Genomic DNA, 18,163 nt, shown 5'->3' with positions numbered 1-18,163 from the left:
TAAATTACAAGATTTTTTTGAAAGTGTGTTTCTTTGAAATTAAATTGTTTGAAGGAGAAGGGTTTGGGGATAAAAAAACTCTCTAACAAATATATTTTTGATAGAGAGTTTGATAATTTTAAGAAAACAAGTCATTATTCAATAATAATCTGCTTAGAATATACTTTATCATTTTGGTTGAAATTAATCAAATACATTCCTTTCGATTGATTTTTCACATCAATAACAAACTCTTGATTTCCTTTTTCAAAAGTTTGTGTATGTATTTTTCTGCCAATTCCATCAAAAATAGTTACTTCTGTATTTTCTGATAAAGCAGTTTCAAACTGAACTTTGAATATTCCATTACTAGGATTTGGATAGATTTTAAAAGTACCTACTTTTAGGTCTTGTTCTCCTGTAATGATTTTGGGAGAAAAGTAAGCTACTCTTGTTTGGAAAATACATCCGTTTTGATTGGTTACTTTTGCAGAATAATACCCTTTCTCTGTTGGTGTAATTTCTATATTATTGCCTAATTGAGGGTTTAATTCTCCTTCAAAATACCATTCTACATTTGTAATTTGACTTTGAGAGTTTGCTGTTTCTACAAAAATAGATTCTCTGTTTTGATTTTTTCTTAGATAGACAACAAAATCGGCAAAATGACTGATTTGAATGGAATTAGAAACCGAATTGCAAGAACCATTTTGAATAGAAATTGCTCGTACTTGATATTCTCCTTTTTGATTTGTAGTGATAGAAGAAGCATTTTGATATAAGTTTCTGCCATTTCTAAACCATTGATAAGTAATTCCATTTTCTATATTTTCAACAGAAATTGTAGTTTCATTATTTTTACAAATACTGTCTTTTGTAACTGCTAGAATTGGAATTTGTGGTTTTTCTGTAATGATTACTTCAATTGAAGTGCTATCTATACAAGTTGCTGTACTAACAATAAGTAAATAGATTCCTTCTTCTGAAATCTCTAAATTAGGATTGTTTCCTACAACTGAATTATTAAATTTCCATTGATAAGTAGCATTTAACATATCATTTTGAGAAGTTTGGATAGCATTTAGAATTCCATTAGCACAAAAAATAGTTGTTTGATTTTGCTCAATTTGTGCTTTAGGACTTTGATTCAAAAGAACTTTTATTTCTTCCGACATATAGCTACAATTCCCTTTTGTGGTGCGTAATTGATAATTTCCTGAAAAAGAAGCTATTAATTCTCTTCCTGTATTTACTTGCACTCCATTTCTAAACCATGTGTAAGAATCAGCATTTTCCACTAATTTAGCTTCTAAAAGCAGAGAGTTAGTACAACTACTTTGAGTATTCTCTCCCAAGATAACAGACTCAAAAGGAGTTTGTATCTCTACATTTACAGGAAGTCTTTCACTTTCTTTTCTACTATTTCCTACAACAGAAACATAAAAAATAGTATCTTGATTTGTAAAAGGTAACTCAAAATTATCATCAAAACTTTCTAAAAGCAAAGTTCCATTTGTTAGTTGATTATAAACTCTATAAATACTTCCTGTGGCTGTTAGTTTTATATTGGGTTTACCACCATTTCCACAAACAGAACCAAGAGAAACTAAGATAGGTTGCTCTGGTAATGTCCATTCATTATCAGCAGAAGGTAAAGAGTTTATAGAATTAATTACAGCAATGAGTTTGTATTGATAGAATGTATCTGGAGTTAGATTTTCATCAAAATAGGTATCGGTAGTTGATGAAATTTGTTCTACAAAACGTTCATTTCTATATAACAAATAAGAAGTAGCTTGTGTATTAAGAGTCCAATCCAAATTTATTTGTGTGCTAGAAACGGCAACAGCATTTAATTTTAGATTTGCTTCTATTGGTGCTGGAGGTGGTGGTGGAGTTACATTTATTTTTGTTGCTTGAACGGCAAAGTCATAAACAGACTCATCACAATCAGTATTATTTATAGTAATAATTGCAGAAGACAGTCCCAAATTAGCAGCAGAAAAAGTAACATCAAATGTAGAAGTAGAACCTGCTAAAACCGTAGTAGGAATTGTAGATACTACAAAATCTGTATTATTACTGGTAATAGAAGTAATATCTATGTTTTCTGTTCCCGTGTTTTCTAGTGTATAAGTGATTGTCCTAGAAGCACCAACATTACCAAAATCTGTATTGTCAGTTGTTGATGTTGTAGTCGTTCCGTCTGCAATAGAAATTCCATTTCCTACAAGATTGATTTCTTTTGCATCTGAAATAGTTACAGTTTGATTTGCTGTTACTGTATTTCCATTTCCATCATTTGCTGTCCAAATTACGTCTGTAACGCCGATTGGAAAGTTTGTAGGAGCATTGTTTGTAAATGTTACTGTTCCACAATTATCTGTTCCTGTTGGAGTTCCTAAAGTTACGTTTGAAGCTGTACAAATTCCTAAATCTGTATTTGCTGTAATGTTTGAAGGTACTGTAATTGTTGGATTTTGAGTATCAGAAACCGTTACCGTTTGATTTGCTGTTGTTGTATTTCCGTTTCCATCGTCTGCTGTCCAAATTACGGTCGTTGTTCCAATAGGAAAAACAGAAGGCGCATTATTTGAAAAAGTTACTGTTCCACAATTATCTGTTCCTGTTGGTGTTCCTAAAGTAATGTTTGAAGCCGTACAAATTCCTATATCTGTATTTGCCGTAACATTTGTAGGTGTTGTAATTGTTGGGTTTTGTGTATCTGCTGTTCCTGTTGCTTTTATGGAAAAAATATAAGGATTTTCATCAGCATCATTATTTGTAATTTCGATGTTTGCTGTGCGAGTTCCTGTTACAGAATTAAATGTAATTGTAAAAGTTTGACTATTATTTGCTGCAATATCAAAAGGAAAAGAAGGCAATCCACTTAAAGCAAAATCAGAAGCATTTGTTCCAGTAATAATTAAGTTGCTAACTGTTAAAGGAGCAGTTCCTGTATTTTGGATAGTAAATGTTTTGACTATTGTATTTGAATTACAAGCTAGAATATTTCCAAAATCTGTATTGTCATTGATATTTGGTGTAATATCATTATTTGCAATATCAATTCCGTTTCCTTGTAGATTTATTTCTGATAAATTTATGGCTTTTTCATACGCTCCCATATCTACAGTAGTACCTTGAATACGAGCATTTCCAGCCAAATCTATAGTAACACCAGTAGAGTTTATAGCTGCATTACTTCCCATATCAAGAGCAGGAGAACCATCTTGAAGACGCAAATCTCCAGTAGTTGTATTTACAAATAGTGGGTTTTGGTTTATATTTCCTATACCTGTGTAAGTATTATTTTCTATAATGCTGTATGTTACTGCTAATGTAGCTGTTCCTCCTCCTCCAATTTTCATAGCTGTATTATTCCAAAAAATACAGTTACTAAAATTAATAGGTATATTGCTTGAACTCCATCGATCAATTTCTATAGCAGCTTCTGTTGCTCCTGTAAAAGTACAGTTAATAAATTTAATATCTTGATTTGCATCTACACCATCATATGCTATGTGTACATCGTTTTTATCAAAAATAGTATTTATTATTTGAGCAAACGTATTTCCTTCTGTTGCAGCAAAGAAAATTGCTCCTTTACGGTATTCCCCATGATTTTGAGAGAATGAACAGTTTGTTAGATTTACACCACTAGTACCATCAGAATATCCATCATTATATATTGCACTTCCAGAATGTGATGCGTAATTTTGAGAGAATGAACAGTTTGTTAGAGTTGGGATACTGACACTACCAATAAATGACCCATTATTATGCATTGCTCCTCCAACAGAAGACTTATTTTGAAAGAAAAAGCAGTTGGTTAGATGTGGACTACTAACACCTTGATATCCATGGTTATACATTGCTCCTCCTACTGCTATACTATTATTTTGAGAAAAAATAATATTCTTTAATGTTGGGTTAGAGCTATTTCCTAAACCACTTCCATCATTGTACCAGCCTGTACCACTTATCCCATTCCCACCTTTAACAGTAAATCCATCTACTTTTGTGGCAGAAGAAACATTTTTTGTATAAACTATGTGGTAAGCATTATCTGTATAGTTTTCATATACCAAATTAGGAAAAGTACCTGTAACAGCATCATTTCCACTTAAATCTCCACTCAAAATAGTAGTATTGGTAATGAAGTTACGAGCATCTAAAACAGTTTGTGTAATTTCTATTTCATTACCTGCAAAACCTCCATAGACTTCTACTCCATCTGGAATTTGAAAGGTAACTTTATGAATATCTGCCCCAGCGACCATGTTAACATCAACCTGCCTAGTAGGGTTATAAATACCTTTTGCGACATAGATTTTATCTCCAAAATTAGCTATTGATAATGCTTTTTCTAGGGTAGCATACGCATCGGTAAAACTCGTTCCTCCATTTGTATCATCTCCTCCTGTAGTTTTTACAAAAAAATCATTTGGTACACTAGTAGGACTTATTCCTTTAATAGCAAAGTTATAAGTACCTTCATCAGAATCAGTATTATTAACAGTAATAGTTGCAGTTTTTGTTCCTGAACCAGTAGGGGTAAAAATAATATCAAAATTAGCTGTATTTCCTACTACAATGGTAAGAGGAAAAGTAAGAGGATTTAGTACAAATTCACTAGCATTTGCACCACTTATAACAATAGAAGAAATGGTTAAGTCTCCTGTTCCTGTATTCTGAATGGTATAAGTAATAAGTCTAGAAGTAGCTACATTTCCAAAATCTGTATTGTCATTGATATTTGGTGTAATATCATTACTTGCAATATCAATTCCGTTTCCTTGTAGATTTATTTCTGGCGTAGGACATATAAGGGCATCTCCTGTTATAGTCCAGTTATTTGGTGCAGAAGTAAGTGTATTTCTTGCTGCTTGTCCTGCACAATAGGTAAGTCCTGCTGCTCCTAAGTTTATGTTTGGTTTTACATTTTGAGCTGCCCATCCTATAAGTGTTGCATCGTAATTGGCTGTGTTTAGACCTGAATTGTTGAGCATTGTACCCATTCCGTCAGAAAGAAAAACAATAACATTGCTTATATTCCAGTTGCCTAGAGTTTGATTAAAATTAGTAGCATTTCGAAACATGCCATACATATTTTTTACGTTCTGTGTATTCCAACCACTAATATTTTGATTGAATTCTCTAGCTTCTAAAAACATTGCGCTCATATCGGTTACATTTTGTGTATTCCATGAGCTAATATCTTGATTGAAAAGACGTGCGCCACGAAACATCGCATTCATATTAGTTACATTTTGTGTATTCCAATTATCAAGAGGTTGATTAAAGATAAATGTACCTAAAAATACAGCATACATATTTGTTACATTTTGCGTATTCCAGTTATTGAGAGGTTGATTAAAAACGAGATTATTATGAAATAAAGCACTCATATCGGTTACATGTTCTATGTTCCAGTTATTCATAGTCGCATTACCATCAAAGACATCACAGTCTTTAAACATTCTTGCCATACTTGTTACTGAAGATAAATCTGGACTATCAGTAGCATTGTAAGTGAGTTGAGAACAGTTTAAAAACGCATTTTCCATAGAAGACCAAACAATATCTCCCCATTCTTCAATAGTTCTAATTTTTGTTCTTTCTGTCGTATTACTATTCATATAAAAACGAGGGAAATCTCCAGTAATAGCGATTTCATACGTGCTATTATTTTCTAATCCTGTAATGGTATAATTTCCTGTCTGTGCTGTTGCAGAGCCATTTCCAACTCCTGTATTGGTTAAGTTTGTCCAAGTAATATCATAGTTGTAGCCTGTTCCATTTGTAGGAATTGTAATTGTTCCATCATCAGTTACCCAAGTGGTACGGAAAGGTCTAGTCGAACAAACAAAATTATCTCCTGTAATAGTCCAGTTATTTGATGCAGACGTAAGTGTATTTCTAGCTGCTTGTGCTGTACAATACGTAAGTCCAGTTGCTCCTAATACTATTCCTTGATTTATGTTTTGTGCTGCCCAGCCTATTAGAGTTGCATCGTAATTAGCTGTGTTTAGACCAGAATTATTGAGCATTTCTGTCATTCCATTACCACCAAAAGTTTGGACTATATTAGTAATATCCCAATTTCCAAGATTCTGATTGAATGCAGTAGCATTACTAAACATCTGATCCATACGAGTTACATTGCGTGTATTCCAATTTCCAATAGGTTGATTAAATGTAGTAGCATTCCTAAACATATGACTCATACTGTTTATATTCTGTGTATCCCAGTTGCTAATATCTTGGTTGAATGCAGTAGCATTATCAAACATACCATCTGTGTTTATTACATTTTGCATATTCCAGTTACCGATATTCTGATTAAATGTAGTAGCATAAGCAAATAGGTTATTCATACTAACTACATTTGGAGTATCCCAATTTCCGATATTTCCATTGAAAAGTGTGCAAAATTTAAACATGTTAAGCATATTTGTTACTAAGCTCAAATTAGGAATATCTGTAGCATTGTAAGTAAGGTTCTCACAGTTATAAAAAGCCCCTCCCATACTTGTCCAAGCTTGATTGCCCCATTCTTCTATTGTTCTTAGCTTCAATCTCTCACTATTTCTAGATTCCATGTGAAAACGAGGAAATATTCCTGTAATAGCAACTTCATACGTACTTCCATTTTCTAAGCCATTTATGGTATAAATACCTGTTCTATTTGTTCTAGAACCATCTCCTACACCTGCGTTGGTTAAGTTTGTCCAAGTAACAGTATAATTATATGATTCACCAAAAAAGGTTGGAATTATTATTCTATTATTATTGGTTACCCACGTAGTACGAAAAGGTATTGTTGCTGGATTATCTCTATAAATTCCTAAATCAAAATTAGAATCATTTCCTCTATAACGCATGTATAAAGTAGAACCTAAAACATAAGGGTCTTCATAATACCCACTATTATTTCCTGTATATCTTGAAGGACTAGGAATAGAAGTAAGTGTAGTTTCGTCATATTTGAACAAGTCATAGTTTCCAGTTCCATTATTGTCAATATACTGCATATATAATTTTCCATTCATAACAACAGGCTTTCCATTATATCCTCTTTCACTTCCTGTGTATCCTGACGGACTATTGATTATTGAAAGTGTAGTACCATCGTATTTTGCTAAATCATAATTGTTATCGTTTCCTTTGTACTGCATATAGAGATTATTTCCTATTGCAATAGGATTTCCCATATATCCTTTTGTTCCGTTTGCATGACTTGAAGGACTAGGGATAATTGAAAGCGTAGTGCCATCATATTTTGCCAAAACATAATTCAAATCATTTCCTCTATATCGTATGTACAAAGTAGAACCTATCACTAAAGGACTATCCGTATAACCCATAGCTCCATTTTCATATCCTGCTGGACTCTCAATAATAGTAAGTGTAGTACCGTCGTATTTTGCTAAGTCATAATTTCCATCATTTCCTGTATATTCCATGTAAATAACGTTATCCATCACAACGGCACTACCTGAATAACCTGCTGCATTTCCGTTGTGTCCTACTGGATTTGGAATAGCAGTAAGAGTAAGCGTAGCCTCATCAAATTTGAATAGATTCGTATTTCCTGTATTACTTGTATAACTCAAATATACATCTGTACCTATTGAAGCCACAACGCCATTATAACCTCTAAAATTATTTTCATATCCTGCTGGGCTAGGCACAAGTGTAATTGTATTTCCGTCGTAGATGGCTAAATCATCATTGCCATCATCTCCCAAATAACTCATATAAAGTTTGTTTCCTACAATTTGTCCTCCTTCATATCCTTTGGAATGACCTGAATAACCTGCTGGATTTGGAACAATAGTGAGCGTATTATTTTCATATTTTGCTAAATGATAATTGAAGTTATTCTCTTGATAGCGCATATAAAGCGTTGTACCTATAACAAGATTATTGTCTAATAGACCTTTTCCATCTGCATCAAAACCAGTCGGACTATCAATAATGGTAAGTGTAGTACCATCATATTTAGCTAAATCTCGGTTTCCATTATTTCCTATATATTTGGCGTATAAAGTACTTCCTACGACAACAGATTCTCCACTATAACCATTTAAAATACCATTATAACCAACTGGATTAGGTATTATATCTAATAAAGCACCATTAAACTTGGCTAATTGGTAATTAAAATTTGCATCTTGATATCTTGTATATAAAATATTATCCATACTTGTAGCACTCGGATAATACCCTCTACCACCTCCAGTATAACCTGTAGGACTAGGAAAAATACTTAGTTGTGCTACTGAATTAACAATAAAAATGAAGAAAAAGGAAATAACTAAAGTAGTTTTTTTCTTACCCAAAAATGAGAGCAGTAAATTATTCATGAAATAAATATATGAGAATGATGAAAGAAAATATCTTCTAATAAATAATGTGTAGTAGATTGAAAACGAACTTTTTACGGATATGCAAAGGTAAGATTATACTTTTTATCAAACAAACCTATTTATATTTATTCGCTTAAATAGTACGTCTTTAAATAAAGAGATTCGTTATTAAATTTTGATGTAAAAATGCTTTTTTGAGCTTTTATAGCCTTTTTTTAACAAGAGAGTGTAAATTATATTACATCAATACAGAATAATAAAAATAAATTATATCATAGTCTATAAAAAACCTCTCTAAAATATACTATTTTTAGAGAGGTTTGAGTTTTTATTCTTTGTGCTTAATTTTATACGAATAAAAATTATTATTCTTGCTTTATTCCAAATTATGATATACTTCTTGAATATCATCTTCTTCTTCTAATCTGTCGATGAGTTTCATTACTTCTTCTTCTTGCTCGTCAGTAAGTTTTTGAGTTGTTTTTGGAATACGCTGAATATTTGATTTTTTTGGTTCAATGCCTTTTTCATCTAAGAATTTTTGCATCTGTCCAAAGTCTTCAAATTTGGTATGAATGACAATTATTTCTTGTTCTACACCTTCTTCTATTTCAATAGTTTCTGTTGAGATGTCTTCTGCACCTGCATCAATGAAGTCAAGTTCTAGCTCATCCATATCTACTTTGTCGGCTTCAATTTCGAAAACTCCAGTTCTATCGAACATAAATTCTAATGAGCCTGTTTTTCCTAAAGCTCCTCCACAACGATTGAAGTGCATTCTTACCATAGCAACTGTTCTGTTTGAGTTGTTGGTAGCACATTCTACCACTACAGGAATTCCGTGCATAGCATAACCTTCATATACAATTTCTTCAAAATCGCCATCTTCTTTTGAGGAAGCTCTTTTAATAGCAGCTTCTACTCTATCTTTTGGCATATTGAAGCCTTTTGCATTTTGCATTGCCGTTCTTAGGCGTGGATTTGTGTCTGGGTCTGCTCCTCCCTCTTTTACTGCAATAGCAATTTCTCTTCCTACTTTTGTAAAGTTACGAGCCATTGCGCCCCAACGTGCAAATTTGGCTTTCTTACGATATTCAAATGCTCTTCCCATTTCTCTATTTTTTTATAAAAGTGTGTTCTAACTGATTAATCAAAATTATTTGCAAAATTAAAAAAAAATAGTTGAAGGCTGCTTATTTCTTATAAATCTTTGTTGTAGAAAAAAATATAAATTATTCCTCAACCACTCTCAACTTAGCAAAACTCAAAATAAGCGTTTTATCGCCTTCGGTATCAAAACCAATAATGGCACGTTTTCCACTTGTTGAAGAATCAATTTTTTTGACTGTTCCAAAACCAAATTTTGGGTGTTCTACTCGTATTCCTTCTACAATATCTTCTGATTTACTGGAAACAAAAGGTGTATTTTTGACTGAGCTAATCGGTTTTAAATTACTGCCTGTTTTTGTTGTCTCTGTGTCTTTTTCCTTCTCTTTTGCAGCACGATGACGCATAAAATTGGTCATGTGATTTGGGTTATTTCGTTGAATGGAACGAGAACGAGCATTGAATAATTCTTGGTCAATCTCAAACAAAAAACGTGAAGGTTCACACGAATTAAAACTACCAAAACGATAACGCTGTAAAGCATACGAAAGTGTCAAGCGTTCTTTTGCACGAGTAACAGCAACATAAAACAAACGACGTTCTTCCTCCAAATCTTGCTGCGAAGTTATCATTCTTGATGAAGGAAAAAGCTCTTCCTCCATTCCGACCAAATAAACATATTCAAATTCTAGTCCTTTGGCTGCGTGAATAGTCATCATCGTAACAGCATCTTCATCTTCACTGGCTTGATCGACAGAAGATAAAAGTGCAACTTCTTGTAAAAAAAGTGAAAGTGAAGTATCAGGTTCTTCTGTTGTAGCTTCACTGAGTTTGTTTTGTACAAATTCTTGTGTTGCATTCAAAAGCTCTTGAATATTTTCATATCTTGCTCTTCCTTCTAAGGTTTCATCATCAAAAAGTGCTTTTACAATTCCTGAATGTTGAGCTATATATTTTGCTGCTGTGAAAGCATCATTTTCAGAGGCAATAATTCGGAATGCTTCGGCAAGTTCTCCAAATTTTTCTACACTTGTTCCTGCTCGTCCTTTTCCTAAATAAGCTGATGCGTGGCGAGCTACTTTCGAAAGAGGAACATTATTTTCTCTTGATGCCAAAAAGACTTTCAAAACGGTTGTGTTTCCGATTCCTCTTTTTGGATTGTTGATTGACCTTCTCAAGGCTTCTTCGTCTTCTGGATTGACAGCCAAACGAAAATACGCCAACATATCTTTGATTTCTTTTCGTTGATAAAATGAAAGTCCACCAATGATTCTGTATTTTATATTTAGTCTTCGTAATGCTTCTTCCATTGTTCTGGACTGTGCATTGGTACGGTACAGAATAGCAAAATCGTTTAGTCTAGCATTTTTTTGCGCTCTCGTTTCAAAAATATTTCCTGCTATTATTCGTCCTTCTTCTTGGTCTGATGTAGCTCTAATTAATTCTATTTTTTCTCCTGCAATATTTTCTGTCCAAACATTTTTTGGAATCTGATTTTTATTGTTTTTTATAATCTTGTTGGCAGCTTCTACAATTGTTTTGGTAGAACGGTAATTTTGCTCTAATTTAATAATTTCTAAGTCTGGATAATCTCTTTCAAAATTCAAAATATTACGAATATCTGCGCCACGAAACGCATAAATACTCTGTGCATCATCTCCCACAACGCAAATATTGAGGTTTACGGCAGCTAATTTTTTGATAATTTTGTATTGAGCAATATTTGTATCTTGAAACTCATCAATCAAAATATATTTAAAACGATGCTGATATTTGTGTAGAATATCTTTATGGTCACGAAAAAGTACAAAGGTTTGATACAATAAATCATCAAAATCCATTGCATTGGCTTTAAAACAACGAGCTGCGTACGTTTGATAAATTTTTCCAAAATGTGGACGTTTTGCCATCGCATCTTCTGACAAAAATTCTGCATTCTGATTGTATTCTTGGGGAGAAATAAGTGAGTTTTTCAAACTACTAATTCGATTATACATCGCTGCTGCTGCATAAATCTTGTCATCTACTCCCATTTCTTTGACGATATTTTTTATCAAAGACTTCGAATCATCTGTATCATAAATACTAAAACCTTGACGGTAGCCTAATCTATCGCCATCATGACGCAAAATACGAGCAAACATAGAGTGAAAAGTTCCCATCCACAAATCTCTGCCTGTCGTTCCTACCAAATTTTCGATACGCTCACGCATTTCTTTGGCTGCTTTGTTGGTAAAAGTAAGAGCCAAGATTTGCCAAGGAGCAGTTCCGTTTTCTAATAAATTAGCTATTCTATACGTCAAGACACGAGTTTTGCCCGAACCTGCTCCTGCAATCAATAAACATGCGCCTTCGGTTTTGAGTACACCTAATTGCTGTTTTTCATTTAAGTCTTTTATAAAATCTATCATTTTCTGTATATTTTGTTTAACCGTCGTTGAGGTTCAAATGAAACCGTCAAACGAGGTTTTTTTTCGTTTCTATTCTACTAAGCAAAGTTACAGAAAAATTAGCAAGTCTTAGCAAGTCAAGATTTTATCCTTTCTATTTCTTGTACTTATCGATTAGATTTTCTTTGGTTATAAAATATTTTCCTTTAAACCAATCCCCTTGCATCTGATATGCTTTTCCATTTGTGTATAATGTATCAATTGTATTATCTGTTTTGTAAATCAAAAATTGATGTGTTTTCATAAATTTCACAACTTTTGCTTTTTTTGCTTTCTTTACTTCTACCATAAACTTCTCTTTGAAATCATCTTGCATTTCAATTTTAGTAGATGATTGATAAACTTCTATCTTTTCAATTTTATCTAATCTAGAAATAATTTGTTTATTTTTAGAAGAGCAAGAAAACATAAAAAAGGACAGAAGTACGACAATAATGGATTTCATAGTTTTTTTAGAAAATGAATATGTTTTTGATTGGATATTTTGTGGATGTGCATTTTTTACCAATTAAATCAAGTAGAAATAGTTAGGATAGGCTATTATTGATACTATAAACAACCAGTTTATGCTGTGTTTTAGTGTAGTTTATTTTTCTATAAAGTAGGATTTATAAAACCCTACTTTATAAAAAAAAGGTCTTTATTGGTGCTTTAACATGCCAGTAAACAATTATATCAATTACTTACTACTTAAAAAGACTTAGCAATCTCTACAAAATCTCTTGATGCTAGTGCAGCACCTCCAATAAGTCCACCATCTACATCAGGACAAGCAAAAAGTTCTTTTGCATTACTTGGTTTGCAACTTCCACCATATAAAATTGGGGTTTTGTCAGCAATTTCTTTTCCGTATTTTGTCGAAATATGTTTTCTTATTTCTGCGTGAATTTCTTGTGCTTGTTCACTAGAAGCAGTCTTGCCTGTTCCGATTGCCCAAATAGGCTCATAAGCAACTACTACCTTTTCAAAATCAGAAGACGATAAATGGAAAAGACTTTCTGAAATTTGTTTTTTTATAAAATCAATATGATTTCCTTCTTCTCTAAGTTCTAGTGTTTCACCACAACAAAAAATTGGAAGCATTTTATTAGAAAAAATTAAATCAATTTTTTGAGCAATTTCTTGATTTGTTTCTTTAAAATATTGTCTTCTTTCGCTATGTCCGATAATTACATATTCCACTTGATAGGAAGAAAGCATAGTAGCCGAAACTTCTCCTGTATAAGCTCCATTTTCTTGAGAAGCTACATTTTGCGCTCCCAAATGGATGTTTTTTGAGTTTTTGAAAAGAGACTTTATAGTAGAAATATGGATAAAAGGAGGACAAAGAATAAGTTTTACATCTTTTTGATTTGTTCCTAGCTCGTCATTACTCATCCCTACAATTTCAGAAGTAAGACTTTGTGCCTCTTCTTTAGTAAGATTCATTTTCCAGTTTCCTGCCACAATTTTTTGACGCATAATAATTTGGATTAAGTTTGGTGTATGTTTTGAATATAAAATTATTTTCTGCTTTTTTGTTAAAAAAGATCAATAAATACTAATTAAATAATCTGATTTTTTGTGTCAAACACATTACAGTTTAGAAATTATGTATTTTTGCAAAAATAAGAAAACTAAATTTCCCTTCTTACTACTCACAAAATAAATACGTATGATTGTTATACTTTCGCCTTCCAAAACACAAGAATTTGAAAATGAAAATCGGACTGATATGCAGACTCAGCCTGAGTTTATGTTAGATACCAAGGAACTTTTAGATGCGATTAAACAAAAGGAAATTGATGAATTACAGGAGGTAATGCAAGTCAGTGAAAGACTAGCTTTTTTAAACTATAATCGTTTTCAAGATATACAATTTCCATTTGATCCAAAGTATGATAGGCAGGCAATTGTGGCATTTCGTGGAGATGTCTATTCAGGCTTAGATTCGGATACACTTACAGATGAAGAGTTACATTTTGCACAAGATAATTTGCGTATCCTTTCAGGTTTCTATGGGATTTTGCGTCCTTTTGATTTGATTCAACCTTACCGTTTGGAAATGAAAACGCCTTTGAAGACACCAAGAGGAAAAAACTTATATGAGTTTTGGGGAAAATTTTTGACAGATTATTTCAATACTCGTTATCCAGATGAGGTTATGATTAATTTGGCTTCTCAAGAATACGCTAAAGCAATTATCAATAGACATTTTAAACTAAAAACTATAACACCTATTTTTAAAGAAGAAAAGGATGGAGAGTTAAAAACAGTGGCTATCTATGCCAAGAAAGCAAGAGGAACAATGGCTCGTTATATTATTCAAAACAAAATCAAACAACCTAGCAAATTAAAATTATATAATGAAGACGGGTATAAATTTGATGCAGAAATATCTACGGATAAAGAATGGGTTTTTACTAGACCAAAACCAAAAAAAATAGTAGAAACAGAAACTAAAGTAGCAAAAAAAAGAGGTAGAAAACCAAAAAATACAGCTTCTGAAACAGAAGAAGAATAAGTAAAAGTAGAGCAAATTATACAAACCAAGATTTGAGTAATAAAAAAGTATTCAGAATTTAACCTATTAAATTTCTTTGTTTTAGATTTCTTTTTTGAAAACAAACATAAAATTGCTATTTTGGTATCTTAGATTACATCTTACTTTGTTTTATTATATTTAGTAATAAGAATATAATTATTTGTTTTTTATTTTGTACTAATACAAGTCTTTTTAAATATCTCTGCTATGATTCATCACGTAAATAACGAATTTGGTTCTGTTTGTCTAACCGTAGAATATGACGAAAAATCACAATGGGTTTTTTATCAATGGAAAGGTTTTATTCGTATGCAAGACATCAAGCTAGGATATAATAAAATTATTGAACAAGTAGCAGAAAATAATGCCATTGCTGTGTTGGCAGATCATAGTCAGATTGTAGGACCTTGGAATGAAGCAAATGACTGGCTTACTAATGACTGGACTCCTCGTGCAATAGAAGCAGGAGTGTTTTACTGGGCAATCAATACAGGAAATGACCTTTTTTCAAATATTTCTCTAGAAATGTTTTTGAATAAAAATAGCCAAGGGCAATATAAAGTACAAGTTTTTGAACAATTATCAGATGCAAGTAAATGGTTGGCAAATAGAGTAATGTTAGACCCAACTCCTAAAAAGGTCTCTCAAATGCAGAATTCTGTAAAAAAAGAATTGCCTAATATAGCAAAACAAATAGAAGCTAAAAAAGAAAAAGCAGTTATGGATACAAAAACCAGTGGAAAAAGATTATAAAATAAATACAATTAAAAAACCTTCTCAAAATCACTTATCAAAAAATGAAATTAGGAAGGTTTATTTTTTATAAAATTTGAAGCAATCAAAATCTCTTTTGTATAGCTGTTTTTCATAGAATTATTTTAGAGAAATGGTTTAGGCATGTTGTAAAAATGGTTTCCAATTTTCATCTCCCATTCTAGAAAACTCACGTAAGAACATCACAAACGTAGGTCTGAAAGGCTTATAAGGCAATGTCATACCTACATCTTCAAGACTAAAATCGCTTTTCTTTGAATTACAATGCTGACAAGCACTTACCAAATTTGTCCAAGATGTTTTACCTCCTTGTGAGCGTGGAACAACGTGGTCTAAAGTAAGGTTTTTTGTGCTTTTGCAATACACACATTGATTTGCGTCTCGTTTGAAGATATTTTGGCGTGTAAGCATCACTCCTCTGTAAGGAATATTAACGTAAGAATTCAGACGAATAACAGAAGGAGCTGCAAAAGATTTGTTTACTGTTTGGATAAAACCATCAGGGACAGAGTTTACCATTTCAGCTTTTTGTAGATAAACAAGCAAAAATGCTTTGGCTACACTACAAACAGAAATTGCACGATAATCTGCATTCAATATTAATACTTTCCGACCAATCATGATTTTATAGTTTTGGATTAATGGACAATAAATAAAAGAAAAATCTAATACTACAACTTAAATTGCGTTTATTAAATTTTGTATATGCCAAAATTATGCAAATTAAGTTTGCTATAATATTAATTTCACGTAAAATTAATATTAATAATTCGTATTATGCCTAATTTTTATTATATACTTACCCAAAACCAAAAACTCAATAATAAAGTTCAAAATTCAATTACAAATTACGAAATGAATATTCAGCGCAGCTAATTAAAAATTATTTAAGCAATTCAATTCGTAATTTGTAATTGAAAATTCGTAATTACTCAACTACTTCTCCATTAAAACGAAGTACAACAGGCTCATTATCTCCAGCCATTGTAACGGTTACCGTTTTGCTGAAAGCTCCAATTTTGGCAGCATTGAAAGTTGCCTTTATGTTGCTTGATTGTCCTGCTGGAATAGCTTCTTTCGAAAATTCTACGCCTGTACAACCACAAGAACCTTTTGCAGATTGAATCACAATTGGTGTTTCACCTGTATTGACAAACTCATAGGTTGCTGTTACAGGTTTGTTATGTTGAATTTTTCCAAACTCAATGCTAGTTTGTTTCCAATTGATAGAATTGTAAGCAGGAGAAAAAGCGAATAAAAAAGAAAGTGTAACTAATGTAAAAAGAAAACCAAAAAATTGCTTTTGCATAATTTTGAAAATTTAAAGTGTTTATAAAAATAATGATTTGATAAATTAAGTTATCGTTGCAACAAGAACTTATACAAACATACGGCAAAACCTCTTTGTTTGCTGTTAATGACTTTCAAAGGTTTGTTAATGGGATGTTAATGGAATAAATTTAGATTTTAGAAGTCAGAATTTAGAAGTAAATTCAAAATAAAAAGGAACTAAAAATGTGTTTTATTTTCTCTTTTATCTCTTTATTTCTCTGTGCTTAAAATGTATTCTCTATGAACAAACGAACAATTACCCTCCTTCTAGTTTTTGCTTTACTTTCTATTTTTGGAATTATCTCTATTCAAATATATTGGGTACGACGAGCATTTGATGCAAATAGAAAACAAAACGAACAAAAAATACAGGTTGCTTTACAAAATATAGCCGAAAAAATTGCTGATTATAGCAAAACTACTTTGCCTTCTCAAAGTCCTATCAATCAGCTTTCTAGTGATTACTATACAGTTAGTGTAAACTGTGAAATTGATGCAGCAATTTTAGAGTATTTTCTCAAAAGTGAGTTTTCAAAGCGAAATATTCAAACAGATTTTGAATATGGTATTTATGATTGTGATAGCGAAAAAATGGTATATGGAAGTTATATTTCATTAAATCAAAAAAATAATGCCTCTAAAAATATCAAAAAAGAGCTTCCAAAATGGGAAGGACAGAATTATTATTTTGGGGTTCGTTTTCCTTCTGTTTCCTCTCAGCTTGTTTCAGAAATGGATATTTGGATATTTTTATCTATCATTTTGCTATTAGTAATTTTCTTTTTAGTCTATGGAATGTTTTTTATTATTACACAAAGACAGTTTTCACAAGCTCAAAAACAGTTTATCAATAATATTACTCATGAGTTGAAAACTCCCATTTCTATTTTGGGAATTGCTGCAAAGGTTTTGATAAATAATGAATTAGAAAATAACAAGTTAGAAAAAAAACAAAACCAAGAAAGAAAAAATCAATATGCCATTATTGTAAAAGAACAAACGGAAAGATTGAATTCTCAAGTAGAAAAACTAGTCGAACTTTTGATGTTAGAACGAAGTAGTTATGTTCCTCTATCTTTAGAAAAAATCAATCTTCAAAAAATTATTCAAGAAACAATACAGAGTTTTGAATTAGAAATTTTGGCAAAACAGGATTTTCAACATCCAATATTCAAAATTCAATTTGAAGATATAGAAAATGAAATTTTTATAAAAGCCGATAAAGTTCATTTTCAGAATATGATACATAACCTTTTAGAAAACGCTTTTAAATACAATCAAAAACAACCTGTTATAAATATTTCTATTTTAAAACTATCAAAAAACAAACTCATTCTTTCCATAAAAGATAACGGAGTAGGAATTGATAAAAAATTCCAAAAACGTGTTTTTGATAAGTTTTTTAGAGTCCAAAGTAACGATATTCATACAACAAAAGGGTTTGGATTAGGACTCAGTTATATTAAGCAAGTAGTAAAAGCGCATAGTTGGAGAATATATTTGGAAAGCAAAGTAGAAGAAGGTTCAACTTTCTCTATTCATATCGTCTATTCTTAAAATTTTGTTTTAAGAACACTAAAAAAAGCCTAAGTTAAAATTGAATATTTCAATCTTACTTAGGC

10 protein-coding genes are annotated in these 18,163 nt (G+C 31.7%); 3 read left to right on the top strand and 7 right to left on the bottom strand.

What is annotated here, in order from left to right:
- Positions 1-134: 134 nt before the first annotated feature.
- The 5 genes from V9L05_RS04390 to tpiA all read right to left on the bottom strand — a co-directional run bounded on the left by V9L05_RS04390 (position 135) and on the right by tpiA (position 13,372).
- Positions 135-8,351, bottom strand: a complete 8,217-nt coding sequence (locus V9L05_RS04390) for a BspA family leucine-rich repeat surface protein (RefSeq protein WP_338814524.1) — start codon at positions 8,349-8,351, stop codon at positions 135-137.
- Positions 8,352-8,730: 379 nt separating this feature from the next.
- Positions 8,731-9,465, bottom strand: a complete 735-nt coding sequence (locus V9L05_RS04385; RefSeq protein ID WP_338814523.1) for a YebC/PmpR family DNA-binding transcriptional regulator — start codon at positions 9,463-9,465, stop codon at positions 8,731-8,733.
- A gap of 121 nt (positions 9,466-9,586) precedes the next feature.
- Positions 9,587-11,872 (bottom strand): UvrD-helicase domain-containing protein, encoded by a 2,286-nt coding sequence (locus tag V9L05_RS04380; RefSeq protein WP_338814522.1) that lies wholly within the window; start codon positions 11,870-11,872, stop codon positions 9,587-9,589.
- Positions 11,873-12,005: 133 nt separating this feature from the next.
- Positions 12,006-12,356 carry a hypothetical protein gene (locus V9L05_RS04375; RefSeq protein WP_338814521.1) on the bottom strand — a complete coding sequence of 117 codons (351 nt, stop codon included), beginning with the start codon at positions 12,354-12,356 and terminating at the stop codon, positions 12,006-12,008.
- 245 nt (positions 12,357-12,601) lie between these two features.
- Positions 12,602-13,372 (bottom strand): triose-phosphate isomerase, encoded by a 771-nt coding sequence (tpiA, locus tag V9L05_RS04370; protein WP_338790143.1) that lies wholly within the window; start codon positions 13,370-13,372, stop codon positions 12,602-12,604.
- Between the two features lie 193 nt (positions 13,373-13,565).
- Between tpiA and yaaA the strand changes: the two genes are divergently transcribed.
- Positions 13,566-14,414, top strand: a complete 849-nt coding sequence (yaaA, locus tag V9L05_RS04365) for a peroxide stress protein YaaA (RefSeq protein ID WP_338790144.1) — start codon at positions 13,566-13,568, stop codon at positions 14,412-14,414.
- Positions 14,415-14,642: 228 nt separating this feature from the next.
- Positions 14,643-15,188, top strand: a complete 546-nt coding sequence (locus V9L05_RS04360; protein WP_338814520.1) for a hypothetical protein — start codon at positions 14,643-14,645, stop codon at positions 15,186-15,188.
- Between the two features lie 138 nt (positions 15,189-15,326).
- Here V9L05_RS04360 and V9L05_RS04355 read toward each other — a convergent pair whose 3' ends face one another.
- Together V9L05_RS04355 and V9L05_RS04350 are read right to left on the bottom strand one after the other, a co-directional pair.
- Complete coding sequence (locus V9L05_RS04355) at positions 15,327-15,830, bottom strand: HNH endonuclease (RefSeq protein ID WP_338814519.1); 504 nt, start codon at positions 15,828-15,830, stop codon at positions 15,327-15,329.
- A 307-nt stretch (positions 15,831-16,137) separates the two neighbouring features.
- Positions 16,138-16,518: a DUF1573 domain-containing protein gene (locus tag V9L05_RS04350; RefSeq protein ID WP_338814518.1), complete on the bottom strand. Its 381-nt coding sequence runs from the start codon at positions 16,516-16,518 to the stop codon at positions 16,138-16,140.
- Between the two features lie 263 nt (positions 16,519-16,781).
- On the opposite strand from V9L05_RS04350, the gene V9L05_RS04345 reads away from it, so the two are divergent.
- A complete protein-coding gene (locus V9L05_RS04345; protein ID WP_338814517.1) occupies positions 16,782-18,098 on the top strand; it encodes a HAMP domain-containing sensor histidine kinase in 1,317 nt (438 codons plus the stop codon).
- The last annotated feature ends 65 nt before the right edge of the window (positions 18,099-18,163 follow it).

Origin of the sequence: Bernardetia sp. Wsw4-3y2 (genome assembly GCF_037126295.1) — a bacterium.
GTDB lineage: Bacteria > Bacteroidota > Bacteroidia > Cytophagales > Bernardetiaceae > Bernardetia.
The sequence above is the reverse complement of the archived record's forward strand: the minus strand, read 5'-3'. Positions and strand labels throughout refer to the sequence as shown.